The 16,526-nt window shown below is 69.9% G+C and carries 14 protein-coding genes; 3 read left to right on the top strand and 11 right to left on the bottom strand.

What is annotated here, in order from left to right:
* The first annotated feature begins 109 nt into the window (after positions 1-109).
* Both rarD and ACGFIB_RS06105 read left to right on the top strand, forming a co-directional pair.
* Positions 110-1,015, top strand: coding sequence for an EamA family transporter RarD (rarD, locus tag ACGFIB_RS06100; RefSeq protein ID WP_393368924.1), 906 nt, complete (start codon positions 110-112; stop codon positions 1,013-1,015).
* A 75-nt stretch (positions 1,016-1,090) separates the two neighbouring features.
* Positions 1,091-1,918 (top strand): TIGR03621 family F420-dependent LLM class oxidoreductase, encoded by an 828-nt coding sequence (locus ACGFIB_RS06105; RefSeq protein WP_393368927.1) that lies wholly within the window; start codon positions 1,091-1,093, stop codon positions 1,916-1,918.
* Between the two features lie 2 nt (positions 1,919-1,920).
* On the opposite strand, the gene ACGFIB_RS06110 is transcribed toward ACGFIB_RS06105, so the two are convergent.
* Positions 1,921-2,394 (bottom strand): RrF2 family transcriptional regulator, encoded by a 474-nt coding sequence (locus ACGFIB_RS06110; RefSeq protein ID WP_142567562.1) that lies wholly within the window; start codon positions 2,392-2,394, stop codon positions 1,921-1,923.
* A gap of 78 nt (positions 2,395-2,472) precedes the next feature.
* Between ACGFIB_RS06110 and ACGFIB_RS06115 the strand changes: the two genes are divergently transcribed.
* Positions 2,473-3,216 (top strand): SDR family oxidoreductase, encoded by a 744-nt coding sequence (locus tag ACGFIB_RS06115; RefSeq protein ID WP_393368931.1) that lies wholly within the window; start codon positions 2,473-2,475, stop codon positions 3,214-3,216.
* A 533-nt stretch (positions 3,217-3,749) separates the two neighbouring features.
* Here the strand turns inward: ACGFIB_RS06115 and ACGFIB_RS06120 are convergent.
* The 10 genes from ACGFIB_RS06120 to nuoF form a co-directional block, all read right to left on the bottom strand.
* The gene (locus ACGFIB_RS06120; protein ID WP_357241960.1) at positions 3,750-4,745 is read right to left on the bottom strand and encodes a polyprenyl synthetase family protein; all 996 of its coding nucleotides are present in this window, start codon (positions 4,743-4,745) and stop codon (positions 3,750-3,752) included.
* An 11-nt stretch (positions 4,746-4,756) separates the two neighbouring features.
* Positions 4,757-6,310 (bottom strand): NADH-quinone oxidoreductase subunit NuoN, encoded by a 1,554-nt coding sequence (gene nuoN / locus ACGFIB_RS06125; protein WP_357016455.1) that lies wholly within the window; start codon positions 6,308-6,310, stop codon positions 4,757-4,759.
* Positions 6,310-7,815, bottom strand: a complete 1,506-nt coding sequence (locus tag ACGFIB_RS06130; RefSeq protein WP_142567567.1) for an NADH-quinone oxidoreductase subunit M — start codon at positions 7,813-7,815, stop codon at positions 6,310-6,312. Before ACGFIB_RS06130 ends, nuoN begins: the two co-directional genes overlap by 1 nt.
* On the bottom strand, positions 7,815-9,656 hold the full coding sequence (nuoL, locus tag ACGFIB_RS06135) for an NADH-quinone oxidoreductase subunit L (protein ID WP_142568067.1): 1,842 nt from the start codon (positions 9,654-9,656) through the stop codon (positions 7,815-7,817). Before nuoL ends, ACGFIB_RS06130 begins: the two co-directional genes overlap by 1 nt.
* Positions 9,657-9,722: 66 nt before the next feature.
* Complete coding sequence (gene nuoK / locus ACGFIB_RS06140) at positions 9,723-10,019, bottom strand: NADH-quinone oxidoreductase subunit NuoK (protein WP_030506864.1); 297 nt, start codon at positions 10,017-10,019, stop codon at positions 9,723-9,725.
* Positions 10,016-10,936 (bottom strand): NADH-quinone oxidoreductase subunit J, encoded by a 921-nt coding sequence (locus ACGFIB_RS06145; protein WP_142567568.1) that lies wholly within the window; start codon positions 10,934-10,936, stop codon positions 10,016-10,018. Before ACGFIB_RS06145 ends, nuoK begins: the two co-directional genes overlap by 4 nt.
* The gene (gene nuoI / locus ACGFIB_RS06150; RefSeq protein WP_139574090.1) at positions 10,929-11,444 is read right to left on the bottom strand and encodes an NADH-quinone oxidoreductase subunit NuoI; all 516 of its coding nucleotides are present in this window, start codon (positions 11,442-11,444) and stop codon (positions 10,929-10,931) included. The genes ACGFIB_RS06145 and nuoI overlap by 8 nt, the downstream gene beginning before the upstream one ends.
* Positions 11,431-12,789 (bottom strand): NADH-quinone oxidoreductase subunit NuoH, encoded by a 1,359-nt coding sequence (gene nuoH, locus ACGFIB_RS06155; protein WP_142567569.1) that lies wholly within the window; start codon positions 12,787-12,789, stop codon positions 11,431-11,433. The genes nuoI and nuoH overlap by 14 nt, the downstream gene beginning before the upstream one ends.
* The gene (locus ACGFIB_RS06160) at positions 12,786-15,182 is read right to left on the bottom strand and encodes an NADH-quinone oxidoreductase subunit G (protein ID WP_393368936.1); all 2,397 of its coding nucleotides are present in this window, start codon (positions 15,180-15,182) and stop codon (positions 12,786-12,788) included. Before ACGFIB_RS06160 ends, nuoH begins: the two co-directional genes overlap by 4 nt.
* Positions 15,179-16,465, bottom strand: a complete 1,287-nt coding sequence (gene nuoF / locus ACGFIB_RS06165) for an NADH-quinone oxidoreductase subunit NuoF (RefSeq protein ID WP_393368939.1) — start codon at positions 16,463-16,465, stop codon at positions 15,179-15,181. Before nuoF ends, ACGFIB_RS06160 begins: the two co-directional genes overlap by 4 nt.
* Between the last annotated feature and the right edge of the window lie 61 nt (positions 16,466-16,526).

Raw genomic sequence — 16,526 nt, forward strand, 5'->3', positions numbered from 1 at the left:
TGCACAACCAGACAGCGGGCGGCCTTGTTCCTGACATAAGCGCCTCTAAAACCCGGGCATAGAGACCCTTATTTGTGCTGAATCTAGGTAAGCAGCAAAGATGGGCGTCATGCCTGATACGCGCCGCGGTGTGCTGTATGGCGTCGCCGCCTACACGATGTGGGGCCTGTTCCCTCTCTACTGGCCTCTGCTCAAGCCGTCCGGCGCCGTCGAGATCCTCGCCCATCGGATGGTCTGGTCGCTGGTCGTGGTGATCGCGGTCCTTGCCGTACGGCGCCACTGGTCGTGGATCCGCACCATAACGGGCCGGCAGCTGATCCTCCTCGCCCTCGCGGCCGTCACGGTCTCGGTCAACTGGGGCGTGTACATCTACGCCGTCAACGCCGGCCACGTTGTGGAAGGCGCCCTCGGCTACTTCATCAATCCCTTGGTCAGCGTGCTGTTCGGAGTGCTGATCTTCCGCGAGCGGCTGCGCCGATGGCAGTGGATCGCCGTCGCGCTGGGCGCGCTCGCGGTCCTCATCCTGGCACTCGACTACGGGCGCCTCCCCTGGATCGCCCTCGTGCTCGCCTTCAGCTTCGGCACGTACGGACTGATCAAGAAGGCGGCGGGGGTGGGCAGTGCGGAGAGCCTGACCATCGAGACGCTCGTGCTGCTGGTGCCGGCCCTGGGCTATCTGCTCGTCCTGCAGGCGAACGGCACCGGGACCTTCGGCAACCACGGTCTCGGCCACGCGCTGCTGCTCGTGGCGGCCGGCCTGATCACCGCGGTGCCGCTGATGCTCTTCACAGCCTCCACGCTGCGGGTGCCGCTCACGGTCATCGGCCTGCTCCAGTACATCGCCCCCGTGCTGCAGTTCCTGTGCGGTGTGCTGATCGTGCACGAGACGATGCCGGCCAGCCGGTGGGCCGGGTTCGTGGTCGTCTGGCTCGCGCTGAGCGCCTTCACCTGGGACAGCATCCGCTCCGCCCACACGTCCCGGCAGGAACGCACGGCGGCGCTCGAGACCGTCTGATACGCCTCCCGGCGTACGAGGTCCGCCTCCGACGGTACGACGACGGGGCCGGCCGGAACGGCGAGGATCGGTGGCATGAGCAAGGAATTCCGTTTCGGGATCGTCGCCGGTCTGGCCGCCGACGCCGCCACGTGGACGCAGACGGCCCGCCATGCCGAGGACCTCGGCTACTCGACCCTGCTCGTCCCCGACACCCTGGGGACGCTGCCGCCGCTGCTCGCGATGACCGCCGCGGCCACCGTCACGACGACGCTTCGCGTGGGCACGTTCGTGCTGGCCGCGCCCTACCGCAACCCCCGGCTGCTCGCGCACGAGCTCGCCGGGCTCGACTTCCTGTCCGGCGGACGGCTGGAGGTCGGCGTGGGGGCCGGACGTCCCGCCGCCGGGGAGGATGCCCTGGCGCTCGGCATGCCGTACGGCACGGCGGGCGAACGCGTCGCGCTGGTCCGTTCGGTGATCGGCGAAGTGCGGGCGGCCTTCGCCGGAAGCCGGACCACCGTGCAACGCCAGGGGCCGCCCATCCTCGTGGCGGGGGCCGGTCCGCGCATGCTGGCGCTGGCCGCGCAGGAGGCGGACATCGTCGCGCTCGCCGTACAGGCCGACACGCCGGAGGAGGGCCTGCGCGGGCCTGTGGGCACGCTGCGGGAGCTTGCCGGGGCGAGGTTCGACGACATCGAGCTGAGCATGAACCTCTTCCAGATCGGCGACGAGCCGCCCCCGTGGCTGCCGGAGGGGTTCAGGACCATTTCGGCGGACGCCGCCGCCATCTTGCGCGGCTCACCTCGCGAGATGGCCGACACGCTGCTGCGCCGCCGCGACGAGCTGGGCCTGTCCTACATCACCGTCAACGGCGCATTCGCCGACGCCCTCGCTCCCGTCGTCGAACTCCTCGCGGGCCGCTGACGTCAGCGGGTGGCCGACAGGCGTGACCGCGTGCGGGCAGGCGTCGACGCGGGCAGCGTGGTGAGGAGGTCGGCGAGCGAGACCCCCGCGAGGCTGCTGCGCCACGCGCGGTGCGCCTCGGCCATCTTCTCGGCGATGATGCAGATGCTCCGGCAGTCCTCGGGAGGCAGGGCCCCCCGTCCCTGCTGACGAATCTCGCGGCACTCGTACGGCGAGGAGGCGCCGTCGACCGCCTCGACGATCTGCAGCAACGTGATGTCGGGAGCCGCCCGTGCGAGCCGGAATCCGCCCCGCGGACCCGTCATCGCGGCGAGCACACCGGCTCTGACGAGCGCCTGCAACTGCTTGGCCAGGTAGGGCGCCGGAACGTCGAAATACTCCGCGAGCTGCGCCGCCGACGCGGTCGCTCCCGGCTCCAGCTGCGCCAGCGTGGCGGCGCAGTGCAACACCCACTCGGTGCTCGCAGGCAGCTTCATGCCCTCCAGTGTATTGGAGAGATTGCAGATCTATTTTGTCCGAGATAGCATCCGAGGCGTCTAACGAAGGAGAAGACCATGCGCATCGCAGTCGCCGGCGCCACCGGAAACATCGGAAAGCTCACCGTCGCCGCCCTCGAACGGGACGGGCACGACGTCGTCCCCGTCAGCCGCTCTCTCGGTGTGGACCTGATGACGGGCGAGGGGCTCGAGAAGGCCCTGGACGGCGTCGAGGCGGTCGTGGACGCGATCAGCTCGAACGCGACCGACCGGGACGAGTCCGTTGCCTACTTCGGCACGACCACCAGGAACCTGCTGGCCGCCGAGGAGCGGGCGGGCGTCCGCCACCACGTGCTGCTCTCGATCATCGGAATCCACCAGGTGGAGGGCAACGCCCACTACGCCGGCAAGCGGGAGCAGGAGCGCCTGGTGCCCGCCGGTCCGGTGCCGTGGACGATCGTCCCGGTCGCGCAGTTCCACGACTTCGCCGCGATGGTGGCGGGGTGGGTCGAGCAGGACGGCGTCGCCACGATCGCGCCGCTGCTGGTGCAGCCGATCGCGCCCGCGGACGTGGCCGACGTCCTCGCGGAGATCGCGGTGGGCGAGCCGCGGGGCCGCTACACCGACGTGGCCGGTCCCGAGCCACAGGACCTCGTTGACATGGCCCGGCGCACCTTCGCGGCGCGCGGCCGGGCTGTCAAGCTCGTGCCGACCTGGTCGGGAATCTTCGACACGACGATGGCCGGCGACGTGCTGCTGCCCGGGGAAGGCGCCCGCATCGCGCCGACCACCTTCGACGAGTGGCTCGCAACCCAGCAGTAGCCACCGGCAGCGCGCCCCTTTGGACCTCGTGCTCGGCCGCCCCCCACTGAGGGCAGGGCGGCCACGGTCACGAAGGCGTCAGGTCAGCGCCGCCTCGGCCCTGGCATACGCGGCCTCGGCGATGCGCGGCAGCAGTACGGCGGGGTCGGTCTCCGCGGCTGCCCCTTCTTCAGCGCCTCCGCCTCGAGGACCTGCTCCACGGACGGCACCCGGGGACGGACCCACCGGCACCGGCGAAACACCAGATGAGCGGGCGCAGCCGCGACGGGCGACACGGCAGTGGGCGAAGCCGCTGTGATGGCGTCGCACAGGGCTTGCGCCGAGCCCTCGCCCTACGCCACACGTGAGGACCTGGTCCTTGTTCACGAGGACGGCGTCGGGGGGCATCGAGCTCCCCGGCGTCGGAGCGACGGAGGTGCCCGCGCGTGGCGTCCCGCCACACGCCGTCCCGCCACACGCCGTCACGGCGACCAGAAGAGACAGGGCCGCGAGCCGGGGGATCCTCACCCGGCCAATGATCCCCTACAGGATGGTCAGCCCGTGCGCTCGACGACGTAGTCGCACAGGGCGACGAGGGCCGTACGCGCCGGGATCTCGGGCAGGCCGGCGAGGGCCTCCTTGGCCCGGTCGATCCAGCGGGTGAGCTCCTCACGGGCCTGTTCCATGGCCCGGTTGGCCCGCAGCAGCGTCAGCGCCTCATCGACGTCCTCCTCGGCCACGGGCCCCGACAGCAGGGTGCGCAGCCGGGCGTCGGCGGGGTCGTCGGAGGCCAGGGCGTGCAGCACGGGGAGCGTGCGGACCCCCTCGCGCAGGTCGGTGCCGGGGGTCTTGCCCGAGTCGGCCGTGGGCGCGGCCACGTCGATGAGGTCGTCGCCGAGCTGCCAGGCCACGCCGATCGCCTCGCAGGCGTCGGTCAGGCGCTCGACCACATCGGCGGAGGCGCCGGCGAGCATGGCCCCGAAGCGGCCCGAGGTGGCGATGAGGGAGCCGGTCTTGTCGGCCAGCACGCTGATGTAGTGGGCGATCGCGTCGCGGCCCTCGGCGGGCCCGATCGTCTCGCGGATCTGGCCGCGGACCAGGCGGGAGAACGTACGCGCCTGGATCCGGATGAGCTCGCTGCCGAGGTCGGCCAGGATCTCCGACGCCTGGGCGAACAGGTAGTCGCCGGTGAGGATGGCCACGGTGTTGTCCCACCGGGCGTTGGCGGACGGGGAGCCCCGGCGCACCGGAGCCTCGTCCATCACGTCGTCGTGGTAGAGCGTGGCCAGGTGGGTCAGCTCGATGACGACGGCCCCGGGCACGATGCCCGGGGCGTCCGGGTTGCCGAACTGGGCGGCCAGCAGCACGAGCATGGCCCGGAACCGCTTGCCACCCGCCTCGATGAGGTGCCTGGACGTCTGGGTGACGAAGGCGTCCTCACTCTCGACCGACGAGCGCAGCAGCTTCTCCACCGCCGCGAGCCCGCCTGCGAGGTCGTCGGCCAGCCGCTCGTCGACGAGAGGAATGTCCACAACGGGCGGCGCGGCCATACGGAGATCTCCTATCGGACGAACAGGGATTGTGCAGCCGTGTGCGCGAGGTCCAGCACAGGCTGGGGGTACACCCCGAGAACTACGGTAGCCAATGCCGCGATACCGACCACAGCCGCGGTCCCCCGCGAGGGCAGCACGACGGACGGGCCGTCGGCGGCCGGGTCGCTGAAGAACATCAGCACGATCACCCGGACGTAGAAGAACGCGGCGATCGCCGAGGCCACCACACCGATGATGACCAGCGGCATGGCGCCGTTGGCGACGGCCGCCTGGAAGATGGCGTACTTCCCGAAGAACCCGCTGGTCAGCGGGATGCCGGCGAAGGCCAGCAGGAAGAAGGCGAACGTCCCGGCCAGCAGCGGCGAGCGCTTGCCCAGCCCGGCCCAGCGGGACAGGTGCCACGCCTCGCCGCCCGCGTCGCGCACCATCGTGACGATGGCGAACGCGCCGACGGTGGTGAAGCCGTACGCCACCAGGTAGAACAGCAGACCGGACAGGGCCGAGGTGTTCTCCGCCTGGGTGTGGCCGGTGGCGATGACACCGATGAGCAGGAAGCCGCCGTGCGCGATGGACGAGTAGGCCAGCATCCGCTTGATGTCGGTCTGCGTGATCGCGAGGATCGCGCCGACCACCATCGTGAGAATCGCCACACCGTAGAGCACCGGGCGCCAGTCCCAGTCGAGACCGCCGAGGCCCACCCAGAACACCCGCAGCAGCGCGCCGAAGGCGGCGACCAGCGTGCCGGAGGCCATCAGCGCGGTGATGGGCGTGGGCGCGCCCTGGTAGACGTCCGGCTTCCACGCCTGGAACGGCGCGGCACCGATCTTGAACAGCAGGCCGACGCCGAGCATGGCCGCGCCGATGTAGAGCAGCGTGTCCTGGCCGCCGACCGCCCCCAGCGCCTGGTTGATCTTCGCGAGGTCGACCGACCCCGCGAAGCCGTACAGCAGGGCCGTGCCGTACAGGAAGAAGGCCGAGGAGAACGCGCCGAGCAGGAAGTACTTGACCGCGGCCTCCTGCGACAGCAGACGACGGCGCCGGGCCAGGCCGCACAGCAGGTAGAGCGGCAGCGACATGACCTCGAGGGCGACGAACGCCACGAGCAGGTCGTTGGCCGCGGGGAACAGCAGCATGCCGCCGACCGCGAACAGCACCAGCGGATAGACCTCGGTGTGCGCGGCCCGCTCGACGAGCGACTGCTCCTCCTCGGCCGAGCCGGGCACGGCCGCCGCGGAGCCGACGAAGTGCTCCTCGTCCTTGATGAGCAGCACGCTCACGAAGGCGAGGATGAGGATCGTGCCCCAGATGAACAGGGCCGGGCCGTCCACGGCCACCGCGCCCATCGCGGCGGGCTTGGTGGGCACACCCTTGACCGCCTGCCACACGGCCAGCGCGAACGCGCCGGCCAGCGACAGCAACGTGAGCGGCAGGTGGATCGCCGAGCGCAGGTAGCGCGGGGCGAATGCCTCCACCAGCACGCCGACGATCGCCGCGCCGAAGACGACGAGTACCGGCGCCAGCAGGGCGTACTCGATACTCGGCGCCTGAATGGTGCCGTTCACTACTGGCCCTCCTGAGCAACGGGTACGGCCGGCTTCGGGTCCGTGACGGAGACGCTCGACAGCGTGTCCTTCACGGCGGGATTGATCACGTCGAGCAGCGGCTTGGGATAGAAGCCGAACACCAGCAGCAGCGCGACGAGCGGCGCCACCACCCACTTCTCCCTGGCGTTGAGGTCGGGCAGCGACTTGACCGACTCGGCCGTCGGGCCGTTCATCGTCCGCTGGTACATCCACAGGATGTAGATCGCGGCGAGGATGACGCCGACCGTCGCGATCACGGCCGGGACGACGTAGCGCTGGTAGGTGCCGGTCAGCACCATGAACTCGCTGACGAACGTGCTGAGACCGGGCAGCGAGAGGCTGGACAGACCCGCCACCAGGAACGTCCCGGCGAGGATCGGCGCCACCTTCTGCACACCGCCGTAGTCGGCGATGAAGTGCGAGCCCCTGCGGTAGACGAGGAAGCCCACGATCAGGAACAGCGCGCCGGTCGAGAAGCCGTGGTTGACCATGTAGAGCGTGGCGCCCGAGCCCGCGCTGGTGGTCATCGCGAACACACCCAACGCGATGAAGCCGAAGTGCGACACCGAGGTGTACGCGATGAGCCGCTTCATGTCGGTCTGCCCGATGGCCACGATCGCGCCATACACGATGCCGATCACCGACAGCACGATGACCAACGGCGTGAAGAACTTCGCGGCGTCGGGGAAGAGCTCAAGGCAGAAGCGCAGCATGCCGTACGTGCCGACCTTGTCCAGCACGCCGACGAGCAGGACGGCCGCGCCGGCCGGGGCCTGGGCGGCGGCGTCGGGCAGCCAGGTGTGGAACGGCCACAGCGGCGCCTTGATCGCGAAGGCGATGAAGAAGCCCAGGAACAGCCACTTCTGCGTCGTCACGTCCTGGATGGTCCCGACCAGGTCGGAGAACATGAACGTGCCCTTGCCGGCGATCGAGTAGAGCGCGATCACCGCCACCAGCATCAGGAGCCCGCCGAACAGCGAGTACAGCAGGAACTTCACGGCCGCGTACGACCGCTGCGCACCGCCGTACGACCCGATCATGAAGTACATCGGGATCAGCATGGCTTCGAAGAAGACGTAGAAGAGGAAGACGTCGGTCGCCGCGAAGACGCCGATCATCATGGCCTCGAGCACCAGCAGCAGTGAGAAGTACGTCCGGACCGAGCGCTTGCCGGCCTCGGCGTCATGCCAGGAGGCGAGCACCACGATCGGCACGAGGATCACCGACAGCAGGATCAGCACCAGGGCGATGCCGTCCACGGCGACGCCGTAGTGCACGCCGAACGCGGGGATCCAGTCGTGCGTCTCGGCGAACTGGAACTTGTCGCCGTTCGGGCTGAACTGGACCGCCATGGCGACGGTCAGCGCCAGCACGATCAGCGACACCACGAGGGTGAACTGCTTGGCGAGCTTGTCGTTGCGGACAAGGGTCACGCCCAGCGCGCCGAGTACGGACACGCCCATCAGGGTTGAAAGCCAGGGCATCACAGGTTCCCTACGACGAGCCAGGCACCGGCCAGGATGGCGGCGCCCAGGAATATCGACAGCGCGTACGAGCGGACGAACCCGGTCTGGACCCTGCGCAGTCGCCCGGACGTGCCGCCGATGCCGGCGGCCAGGCCGTTCACGAGGCCGTCCACGCCGCGGTTGTCGAAGAACACGGCCAGGCGGGTCAGCCACTGGCCGGGGCGCATGAACAGCGCCTCGTTCAGGGCGTCGCCGTACAGGTCACGACGGGCGAAGGCGGTGAGGAACGAGCCGCGCGGGGCGACCGCGGGCACCTCGGCCCTGCCGTACTTGGCCCAGGCGAGGGCCGCGCCGATCGCGACGAGCGCGAGCGTGACCAGACCGGTGAGGCTGAACGGGTGGAACGACGGCATCTCCTCCGGCGCGCCGACGGCCGGCGACAGGAAGGTCATGAACCGGTTGCCCAGCACCAGGAAGCCGCCCAGGCCGATCGCGCCGACCGACAGGATGATCAGCGGCCAGGTCATGACGGCGGGCGACTCGTGCGGGTGGGCCGTGGGCTCCCAGCGCTTGGCGCCGAAGAACGTCATGAACACCAGGCGCGACATGTAGAAGCCGGTGATGCCCGCGCCGAGCACGGCCAGCCAGCCGAGGACGGCGTTGTGCTCCATCACGGTCTCGATGATGCCGTCCTTGGTGAAGTAGCCGGACAGCAGCGGGAACCCGATGATCGCCAGGTAGCCGACGAGGAACGTCACGAACGTGACCGGCATGACCTTGCGCAGCGCGCCGTACTTGCGCATGTCGACCTCGTCGTTCATGGCGTGCATGACCGAGCCCGCGCCGAGGAACATGTCGGCCTTGAAGAAGCCGTGCGTGATCAGGTGGGCGATCGCGAAGGCGTAGCCCGCCGGGCCGATGCCCGCGGCGAGCACCATGTAGCCGATCTGCGACATCGTCGAACCGGCCAGGGCCTTCTTGATGTCGTCCTTGGCGGTACCGATGATCGCACCGGCGAGCAGCGTCGCGACGCCGACGATCGTCACCACGAGCTGCGCGGTCCCGGCGCCCTGGAAGATCGGGCCGGACCGGACGATCAGGTAGACGCCGGCGGTGACCATGGTCGCGGCGTGGATGAGGGCCGAGACCGGGGTCGGGCCCTCCATCGCGTCGAGGAGCCAGGACTGCAGCGGGAGCTGCGCCGACTTGCCGCAGGCGCCGACCAGCAGCAGCAGGCCGATCGCGGTGAGCGTGCCCGAGGACGCCTTGTCGGCGTTCGCGAGGACGTCGTTGAAGGCCAGCGTGTGGAACGTCGCGAAGATCGTGAAGATGCCGATCAGCAGGCCGAAGTCGCCGACGCGGTTGACGATGAACGCCTTCTTGGCCGCGGTCGCCGCCGAGGGCTTGTGCTGCCAGAACCCGATCAGCAGGTACGACGCGAGGCCGACGCCCTCCCAGCCGACGAACAGGGCCACGTAGTTGTCGGCCAGCACCAGCAGGAGCATCGCCGCGACGAACAGGTTGAGGTAGGCGAAGAACCGCCGCCTGTTCGGGTCGTGCGCCATGTAGCCGATCGAGTAGATGTGGATCAGCGAGCCCACAAAGGTGATCAGCAGGCAGAACGAGATCGACAGCGGGTCGACCAGCAGGCCCACCTTCGCGAGGCCCGGGATGAAGTCGTACAGCTCGATCCCGCGGCGGCGCTCACCGGGAGCGAAGCCGAGCAGCTGCGCGAACGACAGCGCCGCCACCACGAAGGACGCGACGGCCATGAGCACGCCCAGCAGGTGGCCGAACTTGTCGGTCCTCCGGCCGCCAAGCAGGAGGACCGCCGCTCCCACCAGGGGCAGAGCGATCATGAGCCAGGCTGCTCCGATCGCTCCGCCGGAGTGCTGGATGATCTCAGCGGGTTCCACGGCCACCTCTTAGTACTTCAGCAGGCTGACGTCGTCGACCGACGCGGACCTGCGGGTTCGGAAGATCGTCACGATGATGGCCAGGCCGATGACCACCTCGGCGGCGGCCACGATCATCACGAAGAACGCGATGAGCTGGCCGTCGAGGTTGCCGTTCTGCCGGGCGAAGGTGACGAACGCCAGGTTGCAGGCGTTGAGCATGAGCTCGACGCACATGAACACCACGATGGCGTTGCGCCGTACGAGCACGCCGACGCCGCCGATGGCGAACAGCAGCGCGGAGAGCACCAGGTAGTGCGTGGTCACTTGCCGTCCTCCTCGCTCAGGGACTCCATCGGAGACTCACCGCGCGGGCGGACGACCCGGCCCGCCACGACGCTGTCGCCGTCGTCGGGCATCGGCTCGGTGTCGGGGCCGCCGTCCCTGACCTCCTCGGTCACGGTGGGCGTGCTGTGCCCGGCCGCGCGCAGCGCGGCCTCCTCCTGCTCCAGCACCTGGGCGACCTCGGGAGACAGGGTGCCCCGGGATTCCTCGTACCGGGCGATGTACCGGTTGACCGACAGCGGCGAGACCGACCCGTCGGGCAGCAGCGCCGGCATGTCGATGGCGTTGTGCCGGGCGTAGGTGCCGGGGCCGGGCAGCGGCGCCGGGTTCTTGCCCGTCCTGCCGAAGGTGACGAAGCGCTGCCGGGACAGGTCCTTCTGGGTCGGCTTGGCCTCGGCGCGCTCCCGGTGCGCGAGCACCATCGCGCCGAGCGCCGCGGTGATCAGCAGCGCCGAGGTGACCTCGAAGGCGAACACGTGGCGCGTGAAGATCAGCTCGGCCAGGGAGGGCACGTTGCCCGACCGCGTGGCGGCGGCCAGCCCCTTGGGCGAGCCGACGACCGCGTTGCCGATGCCGAGGGCGAGCAGGACGGCGAAGCCGAGCCCGCCCAGGATCGCCCAGAACCGCTGTCCCCTGATCGTCTCCACGAGGGAGTCGGACGAGTCCACGCCCACGAGCATGAGCACGAACAGGAACAGCATCATGACCGCGCCGGTGTAGACGATGATCTGCACCGCGGCCAGGAACGGAGCGTCCTGGACCGCGTACAGCACCGCCAGCGAGAGCATGACCACGCCGAGCATGAGGGCCGAGTAGACGGCCCTGCGGCTGAAGACGAGTCCGAGCGCGGCGATCACCGAGACGACCGCGAGCACCCAGAACGTGATGGACTCACCCATTGCTTCGACCCAACCGGTAGTAGTCCTCTTCGGTCTCGCCGAGGCGCATCGGGTGAGGCGGCTGCTCCATGCCCGGTCCGAGCGGTGCGAGGAGCATCTCCTTGGTGTAGATCAACGACTCGCGGCTGGAGTCGGCGAGCTCGTACTCGTTGGTCATCGTGAGCGCCCGGGTCGGGCACGCCTCGATGCACAACCCGCAGAGGATGCAGCGCAGGTAGTTGATCTGGTAAACGCGGCCGTACCGTTCACCGGGCGAGAAACGCTCCTCGTCGGTGTTGTCGCCGCCCTCAACGTAGATGGCGTCGGCCGGGCAGGCCCAGGCGCACAGCTCACAGCCGACGCACTTCTCCAGCCCGTCGGGCCACCGGTTCAGCTGGTGCCTCCCGTGGAAACGCGGCGCGGTGGGCCGCTTCTCCTCCGGATAGTTGACGGTCACCGGCTTTTTGAACATGTGGTGGAAGGTGACGCCGAATCCCTTGATCGGGTTCAGCCAATCAGTTGCTCCCACTGGTCACCTCCTTGGCGGCGTCGGAATTGAGACGCGCGGCGGGCACGACTCCGTGGTAGTGCGGAGCGTCGAGCGGCGGAACCGGGAAGCCGCCCGCGGCGGGCTCCTCGCGCAGTTGCTCGAACTCCTCCTCGATCGCGGCCGCCTTGGCCTCCCTGCGACGCTGGTTGACGGTGTCGAACCGCAGCCAGATCGCGAAGGCGCCGATGATGACGACCGCGCCGATGCTCAGGATGATCGCCCGGTCGGCCTCGGGCATGCGCAGCGCCTTGAACGTGGCGGCCAGCAGGATCCAGGCCAGGTTGACCGGGATCAGCACCTTCCACCCGAAGGCCATCAGCTGGTCGTACCGGACACGCGGCAGCGAGGCGCGGACCCAGACGAAGAAGCCGAACGCGATGACCAGCTTGAGGAAGAACCACAGCATCGGCCACCAGCCGGAGTTCGCGCCGTCCCACAGCGACAGTGGCCACGGGGCGCGCCAGCCGCCGAAGAACAACGTGATCGCCATGGCCGAGACCGTGAAGACGTTCACGTACTCGGCGAGCATGAACATCGCGAACTTCAGCGAGGAGGAGTACTCGGTGTGGAAGCCGCCGACCAGCTCGCCCTCGCCCTCGGGGAGGTCGAAGGGCACGCGGTTCGTCTCGCCCAGCATCGTGATCGCGTAGATCAGGAAGGACGGGATCAGCGAGACCACATACCAGGACGGCGCCGGGATGGACAGCCCCAGGATGTCCCAGGTGCCGCCGCTCGCCTGCTTCGCCACGATCTCCGAGGTGGACAGTGTGCCCGCCTGGAGGAACACCGCGACGAACGACAGGCCCATCGCGATCTCGTACGACACCACCTGGGCGGCCGAGCGCAGACCGCCCAGCACGGCGTACGGCGAGCGGGAGCCCCACCCGGCGAGCACGACGCCGTAGACGCCGATCGACGCGGTGGCCAGGACCAGCAGAACCGCGACCGGCAGGTCGGTGAGCTGCAGCGGCGTCTTGTGGCCGAACATCCACACCATCGGGCCGAACGGCACGACGGAGAAGGCCAGGAAGGCCGGGACGGCGATGATGACCGGGGCCAGGAAGTAGATCACCTTGTCCACGGTGCGGGGCATGATGTCTTCCTTGAGCCCCATCTTCAGGCCGTCGGCCACTGACTGCAGCAGGCCGAACTTGCCCGCCCTGTTGGGGCCGTAGCGGTGCTGCATGCGCGAGATGAGCTTGCGCTCGGTCCACACGCCCATCAGCACGCCCAGCATCAGGAACACGAAGATCGCGACGGCCTTGATGATGCTGATCCACAATGGATCATGGCCGAAGTCGTCCAGCGTGGGTACGTTGTTCACGACACGCTCCCGATCGTTACGATGTCGCCGCCCACCGCGCGCAGGTCGCGGGTGACCGACAGGCCGGCGGAGTTGGACGGCAGCCACACGACCCGGTCGGGCAGGTCCGCGATCCGCACCGGGACGATCAGGTCGTCGCCGATGGCGATCTTCCCACCGTCCACCGCGCCGATCTCCGCGGCGGTGGCCTCCGACAGCAGCGCCGCCACCGTGCGGGCGGTCCCCGCCAGGTAGGGCTCGCCGTCCTGCATCCGGCCGTCGTCGAGCAGCAGGTGCCAGGTCGCCAGCACGGCCTCGCCCGCCTGCGGCTCCCGCACCGGACGGCCGGTGACCGCGGGCGCGAGCGGGCGGGCGCCCTTCCAGGCGCCCAGCGAGGCCATCTCGCGCCGGGCGGCGGCGGGCTCGGGCAGGCCGAGGTGCACGTCCATCTGGTCGGCGATCGAGGCGATGGCGCGCAGGTCGCTCATCAGACCGGGCACGGCCGTGGCCACACCGAACGAGCGGCCCCTGCCCTCCCAGTCGACGAACGTCCCGGACTTCTCGGCCACCGCGGCGACCGGCAGGACCACGTCGGCCCGGTCGGTGACCGCGCTGGCGCGGATCTCCAGGCTCACGATGAACGGCGTGTTCTCCAGCGCCGCCAGGGCCCTCGCGGGGTCGGGCAGGTCGTAGGGGTCCACACCCGCCACGACCAGTGCGTCGACCTCGTCGTTCAGCGCGGCCTCGATGATGCCCGCCGTGTCGCGGCCGGGCGCCTCGGGCAGCGAGGCGACGCCCCACACCCTGGCGACCTCCGCGCGGGCGGTCTCGTCGGCGGCCGGGCGGCCGATCGGCAGCAGCCCCGGCAGGGCGCCCGCCTCCAGCGCGCCGCGCTCACCGGCCCGGCGCGGCACCCAGGCGAACCTGGCGCCCGTGGCCTGCGTGAGCCGTACGAGCGCGGACAGGGCGCCGGGAACGGTGGCGAGCCGCTCACCGGCGAGGACGATCGTCCCCGCGGGCAGCAGGTCGCCGCCGATGAGGTCGCCGAGCGCCTCGGCCTCGGCGCCGGGCCGCGTGCGGATCAGCGTGCCCTTCATCTTGGCCAGGCCCGGCGTGGCGAACGGCGCGAGCGAGTAGACCTTCATGCCCCGCTTGCGCGCCGCCTTGCGCAGGCGCAGGAAGACGATCGGCGACTCCTCCTCGGGCTCGAACCCGGCCAGGAGCACGGCCGGGGCCGTCTCCAGGTCGGCGTAGGAGACCTCGATGCCCTTGCCGGCCACGGCGTGGGCGAGGAACCGCGTCTCCTCCTCCGAGTGCGGGCGGGAGCGGAAGTCGATGTCGTTGGTGCCGAGGGCGATCCTGGCGAACTTGCTGTAGGCGTAGGCGTCCTCGACCGTGAGCCGCCCGCCGACCAGCACACCGGCCTTGCCGCGGGCCCGCAGCAGGCCCTCGGCGGCGACGGCCAGCGCGTCCGGCCAGGAGGTCGGGACGAGCTTGCCGCTCTCGTCACGGACCAGCGGCGACCGCAGGCGGTCGGGCGCGGTCGCGTAGGTGAAGGCCCAGCGGCCCTTGTCGCAGTTCCACTCCTCGTTGACCTGCGGGTCGTCCCCGGCCAGGCGGCGGGTGACCTTGCCGCGGCGGTGGTCGGTGCGCAGCGAGCAGCCCGACGCGCAGTGCTCGCACGCGCTCGGCGTGGAGACCAGGTCGAACGGGCGGGAGCGGAACCGGTAGGCCGCGCCGGTCAGCGCGCCCACCGGGCAGATCTGGATGGTGTTGCCCGAGAAGTAGGACTGGAACGGCTCGCCGTCGGCGACGCCCACCTGCTCCTTGGCCCCGCGCTCGAAGAAGTCGATGAGCGGGTCACCGGCGATCTGCTCGGAGAAGCGGATGCAGCGCGCGCACTGGATGCAGCGCTCGCGGTCGAGCAGCACCTCGCTCGACAGCGGGACGGGCTTGTCGAACGTGCGCTTCTCCTCGACGAACCGGCTCTCGCCCTGGCCGTTCGACATGGCCTGGTTCTGCAGGGGGCACTCGCCGCCCTTGTCGCAGACCGGGCAGTCGAGCGGGTGGTTCAGCAGCAGCATCTCCATCACGCCGCGCTGGGCCTTCTCGGCCACCGGCGAGGTGAGCTGCGTGTTGACCACCATGCCCTCGGCGACCTCGATCGCGCAGGACGGCTGCGGCTTGGGAAAGCCGCGGCCGTTGCCCGCGTCGGGGATGTCGACCAGGCACTGACGGCAGTTGGCCGCCGGCGAGAGCAGCGGGTGGTCGCAGAACCGGGGGATCTGGATCCCCAGCAGCTCCGCGGCCCGGATGATCAGAGTCCCCTTGGGGACGCTGATCTGGAAGCCGTCGATGGTCAGGCTGACCATGTCCACGACCGGCTGCTCCGGCTGCGTCGTCTGAACTGTCACTTGGACCCCCACACCGTGGAAGCGGCGGGATCGAACGGGCAGCCGCCGATCTCGAAGTGCTTGAGGTATTCGTCGCGGAACTGCTTCACCGACGAGTGGATCGGGCTCGTCGCGCCGTCGCCGAGGGCGCAGAACGAGCGGCCGAGGATGTTGTCGGCGATGTCGGTGATCGTGGCCAGGTCCTCCTCGGAGCCCTGGCCCTTCTCCAGCCGCCTGAGCACCTGCTTGAGCCAGAAGGTGCCCTCACGGCAGGGGGTGCACTTGCCGCAGGACTCGTGCGCGTAGAACTCGGTCCACCGCATCACCGCGCGGACCACGCAGGTCGTCTCGTCGAAGATCTGCAGGGCGCGGGTGCCCAGCATCGAGCCCTTGGCCCCCACCGACTCGAAGTCGAGCGGCACGTCGAGGTGCTCGGCCGTGAAGATCGGCGTCGAGGAGCCCCCCGGCGTCCAGAACTTCAGCTCGTGGCCCTCGCGGATGCCGCCCGCCATGTCGAGCAGCTCGCGCAGCGTGATGCCCAGCGGGGCCTCGTACTGGCCCGGCCGGGTCACGTGGCCCGACAGGGAGAAGATGCCGAAGCCCTTGGACTTCTCGGTGCCCATCCCGGCGAACCAGTCGGCGCCGTTGGCGATGATACTCGGCACGCTCGCGATCGACTCGACGTTGTTGACCACGGTCGGGGAGGCGTACAGGCCGGCGACCGCCGGGAACGGCGGCTTGAGCCGGGGCTGGCCGCGGTAGCCCTCCAGCGAGTCGAGCAGCGCGGTCTCCTCGCCGCAGATGTACGCCCCGGCGCCGCTGTGCACGACCAGTTCGAGGTCGTAGCCCGAGCCGAAGATGTCCGTCCCGAGGTAGCCCTTCTCGTACGCCTCCTGGACCGCGGCCTGCACCCGGCGGACGACGTGGACCACCTCGCCGCGGACGTAGATGAACGCGTGGTTGGCCCGGATGGCGTAGGACGAGATGATCACGCCCTCGACCAGCGCGTGCGGGTTGGCCATCATGAGCGGGATGTCCTTGCAGGTCCCCGGCTCCGACTCGTCGGCGTTGACGACGAGGTAGTGGGCCTTGCCGTCGCCCTGCGGGATGAAGCCCCACTTCATGCCGGTCGGGAAGCCCGCGCCGCCGCGGCCGCGCAGGCCGGAGTCCTTCACCGCCTGGATGACGGCGTCGGGGTCCATGCCCAGGGCCTTCTTCGCGGCCGCGTACTCGCCGTACCCGTCGAGGGTGAACGAGTCGGCCCGGTCCCAGTTCCTGGTGAGAACAGGCGTCAGCGTTGTCATTGGTCGCTCACCGCTCCTCGTTCGCTGCGCGGGCCGCTCGTACCTCGCGGACCGCTCCGCT

Source organism: Microbispora bryophytorum, from assembly GCF_043197435.1.
GTDB lineage: Bacteria > Actinomycetota > Actinomycetes > Streptosporangiales > Streptosporangiaceae > Microbispora > Microbispora bryophytorum.

Bases quoted from the DNA above. Each gene is read 5' to 3' on its own strand.
- rarD (WP_393368924.1), top strand. From the start codon at position 110: ATGCCTGATACGCGCCGCGGTGTGCTGTATGGCGTCGCCGCCTACACG.
- ACGFIB_RS06105 (WP_393368927.1), top strand. From the start codon at position 1,091: ATGAGCAAGGAATTCCGTTTCGGGATCGTCGCCGGTCTGGCCGCCGAC.
- ACGFIB_RS06110 (WP_142567562.1), bottom strand. From the start codon at position 2,394: ATGAAGCTGCCTGCGAGCACCGAGTGGGTGTTGCACTGCGCCGCCACG.
- ACGFIB_RS06115 (WP_393368931.1), top strand. From the start codon at position 2,473: ATGCGCATCGCAGTCGCCGGCGCCACCGGAAACATCGGAAAGCTCACC.
- ACGFIB_RS06120 (WP_357241960.1), bottom strand. From the start codon at position 4,745: ATGGCCGCGCCGCCCGTTGTGGACATTCCTCTCGTCGACGAGCGGCTG.
- ACGFIB_RS06130 (WP_142567567.1), bottom strand. From the start codon at position 7,815: ATGCCCTGGCTTTCAACCCTGATGGGCGTGTCCGTACTCGGCGCGCTG.
- nuoL (WP_142568067.1), bottom strand. From the start codon at position 9,656: ATGATCGCTCTGCCCCTGGTGGGAGCGGCGGTCCTCCTGCTTGGCGGC.
- ACGFIB_RS06145 (WP_142567568.1), bottom strand. From the start codon at position 10,936: ATGGGTGAGTCCATCACGTTCTGGGTGCTCGCGGTCGTCTCGGTGATC.
- nuoF (WP_393368939.1), bottom strand. From the start codon at position 16,465: ATGACAACGCTGACGCCTGTTCTCACCAGGAACTGGGACCGGGCCGAC.